Origin of the sequence: Chromobacterium sp. Panama (genome assembly GCF_003052555.1) — a bacterium.
GTDB lineage: Bacteria > Pseudomonadota > Gammaproteobacteria > Burkholderiales > Chromobacteriaceae > Chromobacterium.
This window is the reverse complement of the sequence record NZ_QARX01000001.1, coordinates 3,913,654-3,928,580: the sequence shown is the minus strand read 5'-3', so window position 1 is coordinate 3,928,580 and position 14,927 is coordinate 3,913,654. Positions and strand designations below refer to the sequence as shown.

The 14,927-nt window shown below is 63.6% G+C and carries 12 protein-coding genes and 1 tRNA gene; 9 read left to right on the top strand and 4 right to left on the bottom strand.

What is annotated here, in order from left to right:
• Positions 1-136 precede the first annotated feature (136 nt).
• Entirely contained in the window at positions 137-328 is a 192-nt protein-coding gene (locus DB032_RS17800) for a hypothetical protein (protein ID WP_048409471.1), read from the top strand.
• A 192-nt stretch (positions 329-520) separates the two neighbouring features.
• Entirely contained in the window at positions 521-2,383 is a 1,863-nt protein-coding gene (locus tag DB032_RS17795) for an ABC transporter ATP-binding protein (protein ID WP_107800640.1), read from the top strand.
• Positions 2,384-2,559: 176 nt separating this feature from the next.
• Here the strand turns inward: DB032_RS17795 and DB032_RS17790 are convergent.
• A tRNA-Arg gene (locus DB032_RS17790) sits at positions 2,560-2,636 on the bottom strand.
• Positions 2,637-2,905: 269 nt separating this feature from the next.
• Between DB032_RS17790 and DB032_RS17785 the strand changes: the two genes are divergently transcribed.
• Positions 2,906-3,508 (top strand): cytochrome c5 family protein, encoded by a 603-nt coding sequence (locus tag DB032_RS17785; RefSeq protein WP_233246731.1) that lies wholly within the window; start codon positions 2,906-2,908, stop codon positions 3,506-3,508.
• Between the two features lie 520 nt (positions 3,509-4,028).
• Here the strand turns inward: DB032_RS17785 and DB032_RS17780 are convergent.
• Entirely contained in the window at positions 4,029-6,044 is a 2,016-nt protein-coding gene (locus DB032_RS17780; protein WP_107800638.1) for a UvrD-helicase domain-containing protein, read from the bottom strand.
• 129 nt (positions 6,045-6,173) lie between these two features.
• Here DB032_RS17780 and DB032_RS17775 point away from each other — a divergent pair, with 129 nt between their 5' ends.
• The 4 genes from DB032_RS17775 (at position 6,174) to DB032_RS17760 (ending at position 10,773) form a co-directional block, all read left to right on the top strand.
• A complete protein-coding gene (locus DB032_RS17775) occupies positions 6,174-6,995 on the top strand; it encodes a symmetrical bis(5'-nucleosyl)-tetraphosphatase (RefSeq protein WP_107800637.1) in 822 nt (273 codons plus the stop codon).
• Between the two features lie 304 nt (positions 6,996-7,299).
• Positions 7,300-8,505 carry an MBOAT family protein gene (locus DB032_RS17770; RefSeq protein WP_158274339.1) on the top strand — a complete coding sequence of 402 codons (1,206 nt, stop codon included), beginning with the start codon at positions 7,300-7,302 and terminating at the stop codon, positions 8,503-8,505.
• Between the two features lie 79 nt (positions 8,506-8,584).
• Positions 8,585-9,622, top strand: coding sequence for an SGNH family hydrolase (locus DB032_RS17765; RefSeq protein ID WP_107800635.1), 1,038 nt, complete (start codon positions 8,585-8,587; stop codon positions 9,620-9,622).
• Positions 9,619-10,773: an SGNH/GDSL hydrolase family protein gene (locus DB032_RS17760; protein ID WP_107800634.1), complete on the top strand. Its 1,155-nt coding sequence runs from the start codon at positions 9,619-9,621 to the stop codon at positions 10,771-10,773. Before DB032_RS17765 ends, DB032_RS17760 begins: the two co-directional genes overlap by 4 nt.
• A gap of 73 nt (positions 10,774-10,846) precedes the next feature.
• Here the strand turns inward: DB032_RS17760 and DB032_RS17755 are convergent, their stop codons facing one another.
• Together DB032_RS17755 and mutM are read right to left on the bottom strand one after the other, a co-directional pair.
• On the bottom strand, positions 10,847-11,662 hold the full coding sequence (locus DB032_RS17755) for a 1-acyl-sn-glycerol-3-phosphate acyltransferase (RefSeq protein ID WP_107800633.1): 816 nt from the start codon (positions 11,660-11,662) through the stop codon (positions 10,847-10,849).
• Between the two features lie 40 nt (positions 11,663-11,702).
• Positions 11,703-12,518 (bottom strand): bifunctional DNA-formamidopyrimidine glycosylase/DNA-(apurinic or apyrimidinic site) lyase, encoded by an 816-nt coding sequence (gene mutM, locus DB032_RS17750; RefSeq protein ID WP_107801968.1) that lies wholly within the window; start codon positions 12,516-12,518, stop codon positions 11,703-11,705.
• Between the two features lie 78 nt (positions 12,519-12,596).
• Here mutM and DB032_RS17745 point away from each other — a divergent pair, with 78 nt between their 5' ends.
• Together DB032_RS17745 and lolB are read left to right on the top strand one after the other, a co-directional pair.
• On the top strand, positions 12,597-14,354 hold the full coding sequence (locus tag DB032_RS17745) for a tetratricopeptide repeat protein (protein WP_107800632.1): 1,758 nt from the start codon (positions 12,597-12,599) through the stop codon (positions 14,352-14,354).
• Positions 14,354-14,893, top strand: a complete 540-nt coding sequence (lolB, locus tag DB032_RS17740) for a lipoprotein insertase outer membrane protein LolB (RefSeq protein ID WP_107800631.1) — start codon at positions 14,354-14,356, stop codon at positions 14,891-14,893. Before DB032_RS17745 ends, lolB begins: the two co-directional genes overlap by 1 nt.
• The last annotated feature ends 34 nt before the right edge of the window (positions 14,894-14,927 follow it).

Here is a 14,927-nt window from a genome sequence, read left to right as displayed (position 1 = left end):
GAAACGGCGCTTGCTTCGCGTAAAATTATGCCAATGGTTTGTTTTTGGCGAAATCAAGGAAACATCGGCATGGCGAGTTTCTCACTTTTTGCCGGCGGTGAAAGCGGACGCCGCGGCCTTGGGGGGCGCAAGGGGGATGTATCGTTTGAAACTGATCTCGGAGCAGTTCGGCGTTGACGACAGCGGGCCGCTGCATCCCAGCCAGGAACAAGCGCGGCGGGCCGCGCTGGTGATGTGGAACGTTTATCGCGGCCAGCTGCGCATCGAGATTCACCGCGTGGTGGATCTGCGCAGCCGCAAGACGGAAAAGCTCGAGGAGTTGTGCTGACTGTCGCGTTTTAGCCAATGTAGTTGCCTACAAATCAACCCTGTTCGCGTTTATTGGCTGAATATGACAAATGCGGGCATGGTTGACGCCAACTTTCCATTGCGCGATTTTCAGCGCTTGGCTATTGTCCTACTTCCCATTAAACCCAAAGCAGGCGCGGCTCAAGAGGCGGCCTCTGCACTGGAGCGATCTTTGTTCAACTGGTTCGAAAAGCGGATCCATCCGTATCCCGACACGTCCCCGGCCCAACCTCCCAAGGGCTTTTTCCCATTTTTGTGGTTCTGTACCCGCGGCCTGCGCGGCCTGATTGCGGCCGTCATTTTGCTGACCGCCGGCATCGGCGCCTTCGAGGCCTTGCTGTTCTCCATGCTCGGTTCCGTCGTGGACTGGCTGAGCGCGGTCAAGCCCGCGCTGTTGTGGGACGCGCAACGCCATAATCTCTTGCTGCTGGCGGGCATCCTGCTGGCCAGTCCCTTGCTGATCGCCGTGCAGGCGCTGATCAAATACCAGGGCCTGTCCGCCAACTTCCCCATGCTGCTGCGCTGGAATTTCCACCGCCACCTGCTGCGGCAGAGCATGAATTTCTATCAGGACGAATTCGCCGGGCGGGTCTCCGCCAAGGTGATGCAGACCGCGATCGCGGTGCGGGAAACGGTGATGATCGTCGCCGACATCCTGGTGTTCGTGGTGATTTACTTCGTCACCATGATCGCCGTGGTCGGCAGTTTCGACAGCCGTCTGCTGTGGCCCTTCCTGGCCTGGCTGGCCTTGTACGTGGCCACGCTGTACTTCTTCGTGCCGCGCCTGGGCCAGGCCGCCACCGCCCAGGCCGACGCGCGCAGCCTGATGACCGGCCGCATCACCGACGCCTACACCAATATCGCCACGGTGAAGCTGTTCTCGCACGCCCAGCGCGAGGCCGGCTTCGCCCGCGGCGCGATGCAGGAATTCCTGGCCACCGCCTATCGCCAGATGCGTTTGATCAGCGGCTTCGAAATCATCAACCACAGCCTGAGCATGTTGTTGATCGCCAGCACCGCCGGCGCCACTTTGTGGCTGTGGAGCATGGGCGAAGTCGGCGTCGGCGCGGTGGCGGCGGCCACCGCGATGGCGCTGCGCCTGAACGGCATCTCGCACTGGATCATGTGGGAGATGGCTTCGCTGTTCGAGCAAGTGGGCACGGTGCAGGACGGCATCGCCACCCTGTCGCGCCCGGTGCTGGTCAATGACAGCGCCGACGCCAAGCCCTTGGCGGTGAAGCAGGGCGAGATCCGCTTCGATCAGGTGGATTTCAGCTACGGCGGCAGCAAGAGCGTGATCGAACAGCTGTCGCTGACGATACGCCCGGGCGAAAAGATCGGCCTGGTCGGCCGCTCCGGCGCGGGCAAATCCACCATCGTCAATCTCTTGCTGCGCTTTTACGATCTGGACGGCGGCCGCATTTTGATCGACGGCCAGGATATCGCGCGGGTGACGCAGGACAGCCTGCGCGCCCAGGTGGGCATGGTGACGCAGGACACCTCGCTGCTGCACCGCTCGGTGCGCGACAACCTGCTTTACGGCAGGCCGGACGCCGACGACGCGGCGATGGAGGCCGCCGCGCGCCGCGCGGAGGCGCACGACTTCATCCTGACCTTGACCGATCCCAAGGGACGCGTCAGCTACGATGCTCATGTTGGCGAACGCGGGGTAAAGCTATCCGGCGGCCAGCGCCAGCGCATCGCCATCGCCAGGGTGATGTTGAAGGACGCGCCCATCCTGCTGCTGGACGAAGCCACCAGCGCGCTGGATTCTGAAGTGGAAGCGGCGATCCAGCGCAGTCTGTATCGGCTGATGGAGGGCAAGACCGTGGTGGCCATCGCCCACCGGCTGTCCACCATCGCGGCGATGGACCGCTTGATCGTGCTGGACAAGGGGCGCATCGTGGAAGAGGGCGACCACCGCAGCCTGCTGGCCAAGGGCGGCCTGTACTCGCGGCTGTGGGCGCATCAGAGCGGGGGCTTCCTCGGCGAAGAGGACGACGACGCAGCGGAGCCGGTGGCGACGCTGGCCTGAGGCCGAGCCAAGGCCAAGGCGAGAGAGCGGGACGCGCAAGCGGCCCGCTTTTTTCATTGCGGAGACGGGAAGACGGCTGCGGCGACGCAGGACGCGTTTAGACGAAAACGCGGTTTCGGCGCGCGTCGCGGAAAAATAATGGGAAAAGCGGAAAAACGGAAAATACTGAGATGTTGTGGCGCACCCGACAGGGATCGAACCTGTGACCTTCAGCTTCGGAAACTGACACTCTATCCAACTGAGCTACGGGTGCGCTGTGCTTGCTTTGAGGCAGGCCCGCATCATAGCGCAACTTCCTTACCCGAGTCCAGTGTATGGTTTTGCCTTGCCTTCAGGCTTACCGTATAATTATCCTATTTTAAATGTCATTAATTCCAGGCGAGGCTCGTAATGAGTAATGAGAACGGAATGGCTCCCGGCCAGGTCATCAAAGTGCTGGTTGGCGTCGTTGTCTTTCTTGTAGTGGCAATCTGGCTTTTGGCCAAGTTGGCTACCAGCGGTTACAACGTGGATGCCGAAGTAATGACCAAGGAGGCCATTGCGTCTCGCCTGAAACCGGTCGGCGAAGCCAAGGCCAGCGACGCGCCTCCGGGAATGCGCACTGGCGAACAGGTATATAAAGGCATCTGTATTTCCTGTCACGGCACCGGCCTGGCCGGCGCGCCCAAGTTCGGCGACACCGCCACCTGGGGTTCGCGCATCGCCAAGGGCTGGGACACGCTGACCCAGCACGCGCTGCAGGGCTTCAACGCGATGCCGGCCAAGGGCGGCGCCACCGACCTGAGCGATGACGAAGTGAAGCGCGCGGTAGCCTATATGGGCAACTCCGCGGGCGGAAAGTTCACCGAACCGCCGGTGGGCGGCGCGGCCGCGGCGGCGGACCCGGCCGTGGTGGGCAAGAAAATCTACGACAGCGTGTGCATGGCCTGCCACGCGGCCGGCATCGCCGGCGCGCCGAAGTTCGGCGACAAGGCGGCCTGGGCTGAACGTCTGAAGCCGGGTCTGGACGAAGTGGTCAAGATCGGCATCAAGGGCTTGAACGCGATGCCGGCCAAAGGCGGTTATACCGGCAGCGACGCCGAGTTCCGCTCCGCCGTCGAGTACATGGTGAATAATTCCAAATAAGCCGCGGATCAACGCAGCAAAAAACGCCTTGCACGGTTGCAAGGCGTTTTTTATCGCCCAAAAGCGGGGGTTCCTATGTTTTTGGGAAAATTTTGACCGGATGAAATGGCAATGTGCTATGTCAACAAAACCCCGCTGTAACAAGGGACAGGTGCCCTGGCGGGGCGCATGGTGCATGATGAGTCCATCTGTTTAGGTCGTGAAGCGTCAGGCGCTTCGCGGCTTGGTGTGGGGATTCAGTGGCTTTCCACTTTCGCTTCACCCAGAGATGTTCCTCATTCTTCATATGGCGCCGCTGGCGCCATTTTCTTTTGCGCGTCGCGCCAGCCAGGATGGACCGGCGTCGCAGGCGAAAGTTCTCGCGGCTTGGGGCGGGTGCTCAGAGTCTGTTCAAAGCCTGGCGAGCCTGCGCGCGACAAGTCAAGCGACTGAGAACGCGAGATGGCCATGGTCATCTTGGCATGCCGAAGCGGCGGACGCCGCGCGCTATTCTCCACGCGGGCAGGGCTTGCTCGGCTTTTCAGGATTCGGCCGGCTTTTCCTTATTGGCCAGCATCGCGCTGAGGCTGGCCAGCCGCGATTTGCCCTCGGTCTTGCTGACGATGGGCTCGGCGCCGGGTTTGCCGAAGTGGCGAAGATCGTCGCCGTTGATCTCGCTGATGAAGCGGGAGGGTTCGACGAACTGCCATTCGCCGGCGCGCTTGCGTTTGACGCAATAGGTCAGCGTCAGCATGCGCTGGGCGCGGGTGATGCCGACGTACATCAGCCGGCGTTCTTCCTCCACCATGCCGTTGTCGACGGATTCGCTGTGCGGCAGGATGCCTTCCTCGGTGCCGACCAGGAAGACATACGGGTACTCCAGACCCTTGGACGCGTGCAGCGTGGACATTTTAACCGCGTCCACCTCGCCTTCCTCGCGTCCTTCCAGCATGGTGATCAGCGCGATGGTCTGGGTCAGCTCCACCAGGTTCTTGCCGCTGTCCTCGCCCTTGCGGCTGAGCCAGCTCACCATTTCCAGGATGTTTTTCCACTTGGTTTCGGCGATGCGCGGGCTGTCCTCGCTATCGTAAAGCCAGGCCTCGTAGCCTATGGCCTGCATCATCTCCATGGCCAGCGGGCCGCCGTCCTCGCGGGTGGCGCGGTATTGCAGATTGGCGATGAAGTCGCAGAACTGCTCCAGCGGTTCCAGCTGGGCCTTTTGCACTTGCAGGCGGAAGCCTTCCTCATGAGCGCTGGCGAACAGGCTTTTACCGCGTTCGCCGGCCCAGGCGCCCAGCCGTTCCAGCGTGGCGGCGCCGACGCCGCGCTTGGGCGTGGTCAGCGCGCGAATGAAGGCCGGATCGTCGTCGGGGTTGGCGATCAAGCGCATATAGGCCAGCATGTCCTTGATTTCCGGCTTGTCGAAAAAGCTTTGGCCGCCGGCCATCTGGTAGGGGATGCGCTGATTGCGCAAGGCTTGCTCGAAGATGCGCGCCTGATAGTTGCCGCGATAGAGGATGGCGTAGTCCTTGAACTCGGTGCGGTATTCGAACTTGTGCGCCAGCAGTCTTTGCACCACGGTTTCCGCCTCGTGCTCTTCATCCTTGCACTGAACCACGTGGATGGGTTCGCCCAGGCCCAGCTCGCTCCACAGCTGTTTCTCGAACAGCTTGGGATTGTTGGAGATCACCGAGTTGGCCGCGCGCAGGATGCGGGCGGTGGAGCGGTAGTTCTGCTCCAGCTTGATGATCTTGAGCTTGGGGAAGTCGCTTTGCAGCAAGCGCAGGTTTTCCATATTGGCGCCGCGCCAGGCGTAGATGGACTGGTCGTCGTCGCCCACCGCGGTGAACATGCCGCGCAAGCCGGTCAGCAGTTTGACCAGCTGGTACTGGCAGGTATTGGTGTCCTGGTATTCGTCTATCAGCAGGTAGCGCAGCTTGTTCTGCCACTTCTGCAGCACGTCTTCATTGCGCTGGAACAGCTGCACCGGCAGGCGGATCAGGTCGTCGAAGTCCATCGCCTGGTAGGCGCTCAAGGTGTCCTGATAGGCGACGTAAGTGGAGGCGCAGACGCTTTCCCATGCGCCCTGGGCTTCCAGCAGCATCTGGTCTGGCGTTTTGAGGTCGTTTTTCCACAGCGAGATCTGGCTCTGCACCTTGCGGACTTCATCCTTGGAGGTGGTCTTCAGGATGTCGGAGATGATCTTGCCGGCGTCGAAGGCGTCCAGGATGGAGAACTGAGGCTTATAGCCGAGGTGCGGCGCTTCCTGACGCAGGATCTGCATGCCCAGCGAATGGAAGGTGGAGACGGTGATGCCGCGGATCTCCGCCGGCGTCATCAGCTTGCCCACTCGTTCCAGCATCTCGCGCGCGGCCTTGTTGGTGAAGGTGATGGCGGCGATATTGCGCGCATTGATGCCGCCTTCGCGGATCAGGTGCGAAATCTTGAAGGTGATGACCCGGGTTTTGCCGGAGCCGGCGCCGGCAAGCACCAGCAAGGGGCCGTCAAGATACTGGATCGCCGCGCGCTGCGGCGGATTGAGCAAGGGAGCGGACATGGCGGTATGGGGGAAGGGGCCCGGCGGGGCGCAGTAAATCGGTAACTCAGCCAGTGCATTGTAGCATGCGGTATCATGGCGCTATCCGCGGATGACGTCTCAGATCGATCCGCCACTTATGAGGTGCATATGGCCATCTACGCTATTGGCGACATTCAAGGGTGTTTCCAACCGTTTCAGCAGTTGCTGCGGCAAATCGATTTCAATCCCGGCAAGGATACCCTGTGGCTGACGGGAGACTTGGTCAATCGCGGGCCGCAATCGCTGGAAGTGCTGCGCTGGGTGTTCCAGCATCAGGATCAGGTGGAGATCGTGCTGGGCAACCACGATCTGCATTTGCTGGCGGTGGCGGAGGGTTTCGGCAAGCTGCATCGCAGCGACACGGTGCTGGACATTCTCAACGCCGCCGATGGAAAGGTGCTGCTGGACTGGCTGCGCTGCCAGCCTATGATGATAGCCGGCCACGGCTACGCGATGGTGCACGCCGGCCTGCTGCCGGAGTGGAGCATAGACCGCGCGCTGGATCTGGCGGAGGAAGTGGAGGCCGGCTTGTCCGGCCCCAAGCACCGCGAATTCCTGTCTCGGCTGTACGGCAACCGGCCGACGCGCTGGAACGAGGAGCTGCGCGGCTCCGACCGTCTGCGCGTGATCGTCAACGCGATGACCCGGATGCGTTTCTTGAACCGCGACGGCGAGATGGATCTGAATTACAAGGGCGAGCTGGAGAACGCGCCGGCCGGGCTGACGCCCTGGTTCGAGGCGCCGGGGCGCTGGCAGGGCGAGATGCCGATTATCTGCGGCCATTGGTCGGCGCTGGGCGTGCATATCACCGACGACGTGGTGGCGATTGATTCCGGTTGTTTGTGGGGCGGCAGCCTGACCGCGATGCGTTTGGGCGACCAGGCCTTATTCTCCCTGCCGTGTTCGGCTTATCGCGAAATCACAGCCTAAAGAGTATGGGCGGCTGCGCCGCCGTAAATAAAATATCGACAAGCCATAGTCAGCCAGGCCCTATGGCTGTCATAATCGCGGCTCTTGCCAGAGCCGTTTTTTTATTTGTATGAGTTACCTTTCCATTGAGTTCGCGCTGGCATTCCTCGCCTTTTTCGCCCTGTATTGGCTGTGCCGCAAGCGCACGGATTGGCAGAATGGTTTGCTGTTATTGGGCAGTTACGCCTTTTATGCCAAGCTTGATTGGCGATTTGCGCTGATTCTTGCCGTTTATACCCTGTTATTGACCCTGATATCGTCGCGGATGCTTGATTCCGTCCGGCCCAAGCGTTGGTTGCGCGCGGGTTTGCTGATGGCGGTGGGCAATCTGGCGATATTCAAATACTTCGATTTCTTCCGCGAAAGCGCGCAAGCGGGGCTGCATGCGTTGGGTATCGCCGCGATATTGCCGGCGGTGGATTTCCTGATGCCGGTGGGCATCTCCTTTTACACCTTTCAATCGGTCAGTTATCTGGTGTCCCTGTATCGCGGCGAATTGCGTTTCGCCCGGGCCAGGGAGCTGGGTTTGTTCCTGGCGTTCTTTCCCACCTTGTTGGCCGGGCCGATTTGTCGCGCCACCGGTCTGTTGGAGCAGCTGCGCAGCGGCACGCGTCGCCACATCCTGCAACTGGATCGCGCGCTGGGTCTGATTGTGTTGGCCCTGGCCAAGAAACTGTGGCTGGCCGGCTGGCTGGCCAGCGCCTGGGTGGACCCGGTGTTCAGCGCGCCGGAAACCTATCATCCACTTGAAGTCTGGGCGGCTTTCTACGCCTACGCCTTCCAGATCTATCTGGATTTCTCCGGCTACACCGATCTGGTCACCGCCCTGGCCTTATTGCTGGGCATCCAGTTGCCGCGCAATTTCGACGCGCCCTACCTGGCGCACAATCTGCGCGACTTCTGGCGGCGCTGGCATATGTCGCTGTCCAGCTGGATTCGGGACTACGTCTATATCCCCTTGGGCGGCAACCGGCTGGGCTTTGCCCGCGCCCAGCTCAATTTGCTGGCCGCGATGCTGCTGTCCGGCCTGTGGCACGGCGCCAGCCTGAAATACCTGGTGTGGGGCGGCATGCACGGCCTGGGCGTGGTGGGTTTGAACCTGGGGGACCGGCTGTTGGGCAAGGAAGCGCTGACGCGGCGCTGGGCCTGGCTGGCGCGGCTGCTGACCTTCCATTACGTTTGCCTGGCCTGGGTGTTTTTCCGCGCCGCGTCGCTGGAGGACGCCTGGAGCTTTTTGGAGGTCATGACCGGCACCGGCCAGGAACTGACGCTGAACGCGCCGGGCTTTCTGGCGCTGAGCGCGGCGGCGTTTGTCGCGCAGCCTCATCTGGGCGCGGTTTGCGAACGCGGCATCGCCCAACTGGGCCGTCTGCCGTGGTGGGGCAAGCCCAGCTTGCTGGCCGGCTGCGCCTTGCTGATCATCGTGGTGTCGCCGCCGGGCATTCCCGGTTTTATCTATTACCAGTTTTAACCGTGTTTTAGTCGTGCCGGCGCGGCTGCGCATCCGCCGCCGCGCGTTTCATTCCTTACCGCATTGAGGCAAGCGTCAAATGATCGCCCGTTCCGCCATCCGCCAGGCCCTGGCCATCCTAGGCAGCAGCATGCTGCTGCTGTGCTGGATCGAGCAGAGCTCGATCAACGCCTATTGGCGGCAGACCTTTCACCGTCCCAGCCAGCTGGAAGCCTTGTCCGAGCTGAGCGTCTGGCGTTTGGGCGCGGAACTGGGGCGGGAGTTTCGCGATCAGAGCCGAGGGCTGCTGAGCCGGCTGGATCGTTGGGACGACGAGATGATCGCCTATTTCAACGCCTGCTGCCTGAGGCCGGCATTGCCGCCGGCAAGCGCGCCGGCGGAGCCGGCGGCGGCGCAGACAACGGCAACGGCGGCCTTGCCGAACGCGGCCCCGACGCCGCGGCCGCCGTCGGCCCCGCCGCAGCAAGCGGCGCTCAAGGACGCCCGCATCTTGCTGCGTCCGGGACAGAAGGTGTTGCTGGCCGGGGACTCCATGATGCAGGGCGTGGCGCCGCATTTGCTGCGCCCCTTGTTCAAGCTGCACCAGATCAAGGCGCTGGATCTCAGCAAGCAGAGCACCGGTCTGACCTATCCGGATTTCTTCAACTGGCCGGACACGATAGAACGGCAGTTGGCGGCCAATCCCGACACCGGTCTGGTGGTGGTCTTCCTGGGCGCCAACGATACTTGGGACATGGTGGGCGGCAGCCGCTACATCCGTTTCGCCTCCGAGGAGTGGGAACAGCGCTACCGCGAACGCATCCGCGCCATCCTGGCCTCGGCCCGCAAGCATGGGACGCAATTGCTGTGGCTGGGCGCGCCGAATATGGGCAAGGACAAGCTCAATCGCGGCGTGCAGTACATTAACGGCGTCTTCCGCGAGGAAGTGGAAGGCGCGGGTCAGCGCTATCTGTCCACCCGCGAGGCCTTGGGCAGCGAGGACGAGACGTTCACCAAGTTCATGACCTTGCCCGATCAGGGCGAAGTGGCGGTGCGCACCGCCGATGGCATTCATTTCACCCGTCAGGGCCAGGTCTTGCTGGCGCGGCGCGTGTTGGCAGAATTGAGGTTTGAATGAAGTTGAGAATCAGCGGGGCATTGGCCTGCTGGCTGGCGGCGGCATCGGCGCTGGCCGCGCCGGTGCAGGATTTCGGCGAGATCAATCTGGCGAGGCTGGCGTCGCGGCTGAAGGCGATTTCCACCGCCGTGCAGCCGGTGCGCGTTACCCAGCTGGGGGATTCGCATACCGCGGCCGACTATCTGACCGGCACGCTGCGGGAGCGCTTCCAGGCCAAGTTCGGCGACGCCGGCATCGGCTGGACGCCGCCGATGGCGGTGCCGGGCCAGCGTCATGCGCTGGTGATGGCGCGCAGCGAGGGCTGGACGCTGATCAATAGCCGCAAAGACGGCGATCCGGACTTCCCGCTGGGCGGTTATATCGCTCAGGCGCAGCGGCCGGGCGCCGCCATCAGCGTACTGCCGCGCAATCTGCTGGACGGCCTGTGGCGCGCGCGCTTCCGCGTGCGGGCGGTTCAGGATGGCGCCGGCGCGCTGGAAGTGGATGACGGCCACGGCAGCCGCAAACTGAATCCGCCGGAGGCGGGCAGGGGCTGGCAGACGGTGGAGCAGAAGCTGTACTTCCCCTTTGTGGTGCGCGCCGGCGCGCTGCCGGCGGTGGAGCTGGGTGGCATCGAGCTGGAGCGGCTGGCGCCCGGCGTGGTGCTGGACAGCATAGGCAGCAACGGCGCCCAGCTGTCGATCTGGCAGCGCTGGGGCAAGGGCTGGAGCGCTCAGCTGGCGGAGCGCAACAGCGACCTGGTGATCCTGGCCTACGGCGTCAACGAGGCCTTTGACGACAGGTTGGACCTGATCGAGTATCAGCTCAATCTGCAGGCGGCGATCAACACCGTGCGCCGCGATCTGCCGCAGGCGGCCATCCTGATGCTGGGCGCGCAGGACGCCGCGCGCAAGCGCGGCGCGGCCAGCAAGGAGTGCTCGCCGGGCCGTCCGCTGCAATTGGCGGCGGTCAAGCGCATCCAGCAGAAAGTCGCGCGCGACAGCCATGTGCTGTATTGGGATTGGGAGCAGGCGATGGGCGGGCCTTGCAGCATGAAGCGCTGGCAGGCCCAGCAGCTGGCGCGGCCGGACATGGTGCATTTCTCGCAGCAGGGCTATGCCAAGCTGGCCGACGATTTGTTCGATAATCTGATGGCGCGGCTCAACCTGTGAGCGTAGTCGGCGCTGGATGAGAAAAGCCCCCGGAACGGGGGCTTTTGCATTGGCGAGGATTCGCCGCAGGTGCTCAGTGCTGGCGAGCCGGTTCCTGTGCCGCTTCCGCGGCCGGGGGCGGGCTCAAGCGCAGCGCGCGCGCCACTTCCTGCTGCGCCTGCTGCGCCAGCGCGAAGCGGGTATCCAGGCCGTTTTCCCAGGCTTTCAGCGGTTGGCCGTAGCTGACCTCCACCTCCATCGCCGGCATCGCCAGCACCTTGCGCACGCTTTGCAAAAAGGTCAGGTCGCCGATGAAGGCCGGCTCCAGCGTCTGTTCGCCGTCTGCGCCGTAATAGCGCAGGCCGACCGGCTGAACGGTGCCGCGCGAAAGCAAGGCGGCTTCGAACAAGGAGGCCTTGAACGGCAGCAAGGCCAGGCCGTCCGAGGTGGTGGACTCGGGGAAGACCGCCATGCAGGCGCCGTTTTCCATGGCGTGGGCCAGCGCCTTGTAAACGCGGCTGGCGTCCTTGCGTTTGCTGCGGTCGATGAACAGGGTGCCGCCCAGATGCGCCAGCCAGCCCAGCACCGGCCAGGAGCGGAGCTCGCGCTTGGCGACGAAGCGGGACACCGTGCAGCTATTGAGCACGAAGATGTCCAGCCAGGAAATGTGGTTGGCCACCAGCAGGGTGTTGGGCGGGTAAAAGCCGGGGTTGACGCCGTGGATCCGCACGCTGATGCCGAGGATCTTCAGCGCGTGAGCGGCCCAGCGCCGGGTGACGACGGCGCGCTCGGCGTGGGCCAGCCGAGAATAACGGGTGGCCAGGATGAAAACACCGACGGCCAGGTGGCCGAACAGGCGCGCGACGCGTCCTATCCGGGTGAGCAAAGAGGTTGTGGCGATTGACTTCAAGATGCTTTGAGGCTCGGTGCGCAAGGTTGAGGCCGTAACTCTAGCATGGCTGGCATAGCGGACAATAGTAGGAACTGCGCTGGCCCTGGCGCAAATGCCGAATCGGCGTGCCGCATTGGCGGCAGGGCTGGTCCTGACGGCCGTACACCATATAAGTCTGTTGGAAATAACCCGGCTTGCCGTCGCTGTGCACAAAGTCGCGCAAGGTGCTGCCGCCGGCCTGGATGGCGCGGTTCAGCACGCTGCGGATTTCCTCGGCCAGCCGGCGGTATTCTCCGTCGCGCACCGCGTTGGCGGCGCGGGCGGGATGGATGCCTGCGTGGAACAGCGCCTCGTTGGCGTAGATATTGCCGACGCCCACCACCACGTGATTGTCCATCAGCATCAGCTTGACCGCGCTGCCGCGGCGTTGAGCGGCCCGGATCAGGGTGTCGCCGTCGAAGCCGTCGGACAGCGGTTCGGGTCCCAGCGCTTGCAGCAGGGGGTGGTGCTCGATGGCGCCGACATGCCACAACACCGCGCCGAAGCGGCGGGGATCGCGGTAACGCAGCACATTGGGGCCCAGCAGCAGATCGATGTGGTCGTGCTTCTCCGGCGGGGTGTCGGCCGGCAAGAAACGCAGGCTGCCGGACATGCCCAGGTGGATGATCAGGGTGCCGGCATCGGTGCCCAGCAGCAGATACTTGGCGCGGCGATCGACGGAACGTATCGTCAGGCCGCGCAAGGCGGCGTGCAGTTCCGGCGGCACCGGCCAGCGCAGGCCGGCGTGGCGGACCACGGCGCCCTCCAGCGTGGCGTTCAATAAATGGGGCAGAATCCCGCGGCGGGTGGTTTCGACTTCTGGCAGTTCAGGCATGGGTAGAATGGCGCGAAGATAAAAACAGGTCATGCTATTCTACGCATTCAACAGGTTTATAAGCAGGTCTCTGACTCCATGCGAATGCAACGGCTGAAAAAAACACTCCCTTTGCTGATGGTCGCGCTGCTGTCGGCATGCGCCAATTTCAAGCACCCGGGCGCGGCGAAGTCGGTCGATGCCGGCAAACCGGCCGGCGACGAGGCCGCGATCACGCAGAAAGAAGACGAAACCCTACTGCCCAAGGCTGAGCTGACGCCGGAAATCCTCTATGGCGTGGTGGCCGGCGAAATCGCCGCCCAGCGCGGCTCGGTGGGCGCCTCCGCCGTGACCTATCTGGAACTGGCACGTCAGACGCGGGATCCGCGGCTGGCGCAGCGCGCGGCCGAATTTTCCATGTTCGCCGGCCTGCTGAAGGAAACCTCGGAAGCCCTGACCCTGTGGATGGAGCTGGCGCCGGACTCGGTGCCGGCGAGAGAACAGCTGTTCATCACTCTGCTGCGCGCCGGCAAGCTGGCGGAAAGCAAGCCGCTGATCGAGGCGCTGCTGCAAAAAGAGCCGGAGCGGGCGCCGGCCATCTTCGTTCAACTGGCGCGGCTGACCTCGCGCCAGAGCGACAAACAAGCCGCTTACGAGCTGGTGAAGCAATTCGCCGTCCGCTATCCGGACCTGGCCGAGGCGCGTTTCGCGCTCCTGGCCGTGGCCGCCGAGGCCGGCGATCAGGCCACGATGAACCGCGAATTCGACAGGCTGGCGCAGATCGCGCCGGCCTGGGACTTGCCGGTGGCCTGGCAGGTGGACCGGCTTCGCCGCGAGCAGCCGGAGCAGGCTATCGATTTTCTGCAGCGTGAACTGGCGCGGCGGCCGAACGCCGGCCTGGAACTGAAGCTGGCCAAGCCGCGGCTGCTGGTGGGCGCCAAGCGCTTCGCCGAGGCGCGCCAGGCTTTCGACCAGCTGCTGCCGAGCAATCCCAATAACCCCGATTTGCTCTACGCGTCCGGTCTGATGGCTTATCAGATGCGCGACCTGCCGGCGGCGGAGCGGCATCTGCGCCAGGCGCTGGCGGCCGGCCATCCGGAGGCCAATTTCATTCGCTACACCCTGGGCCAGATCGCCGAGGAGCGTCAGGACGCCGCCGGGGCCAGGGGCTGGTATGAAATGGTGGGCGCCGGGCCGCAATTCCTGCCGGCGCAAGGCCGGCTGGCGATCATGGACGCCGGCGACGGCAAGCTGGATCTGGCCCTGGCGCGTCTGGCGCCCTTGGGCGGCAACGACCAGGAGAAGATCACCCTGGCTTTGCTGCAGTCCCAGTTGGCACGCGAGGGCAAGCAGCCCGGCAAGGCCCATGACTTGTTGAGCAAGGCGCTGCTGCGCATGCCCAAGGCGCCCGAGTTGTTGTACGAGCGGGCGCTGGTGTCGGACAGCCTGGGCAATGTCGGCAACGCCGAACGCGATCTCAAGCAAGTGCTGAAGGAAAAGCCCGGCGACGCCCAGGCGCTTAACGCGCTGGGCTACATCCTGACCAATCGCACCAGCCGCCATCAGGAAGCGCTCGGCTATATCGAAAAGGCGCTGAAGAGCGAGCCGGACAATCCTACCATTCTGGACAGCCTGGGCTGGGCGCAATACAAGCTGGGCCGCCTGGACGCCGCCTTGAAAACGCTGCAGAAGGCCTATGCGCTGTTGCCGGACGCGGAGCTGGCCGCGCATCTGGGCGAGGTGTTGTGGAAGCTGGGCAAGAAGGACGAGGCGTTGGCGGTGTGGAACAAGGCGCTGGAGGCGAGTCCGGAACATGATGTGCTGCGCGAAACCATGCGCCGTCTGGGGGCCCATTGATGAAGTGGAGCGGTCTGATCCTGGCCCTGTCTCTTGCGCTCACCGGCTGCGCGACGCGCGAGGCGGTGTTCATGCCCGCCGCGATGCAGTCCGCGGACCAGCCCTTCGCGGTCAGCGGACGTTTGTCGGTGAATCTGGACGGCAAGGGGCATGTCGCCAACTTCGATTGGCGGCACCAGCCTGAGCGCGATCAGTTGGCGATCAACTCGCCGCTGGGCAATACCGTGGCCGAAGTGATCCGCGATGCCGGCGGCGTCACCCTGCTGGCGGACGGCAAGGCCTGGCAGGCTGCGGATGTGGAAAGCCTGACCGAGAAAACCCTGGGCTGGCCGCTGCCGCTGTCCGGCCTGGCCTGGTGGATCCGTGGCATGCCCGTGCCGGGCGAGGCGAGCGAAGTCCGTCCCGACGGCGAATTGCTGCAGCAGGGTTGGCGCATCCGCTTCGTGCGCGAGGCCGAGTCCGGCGAGCGCTATCCCAAGCGCGTGGATCTGGCCCGAGACGGTTTGACGGTCAGAGTGGTGACCCGCGACTGGCGCTGACGCGCGTCGCGTCCTCCGTATTATTTCTATTGAT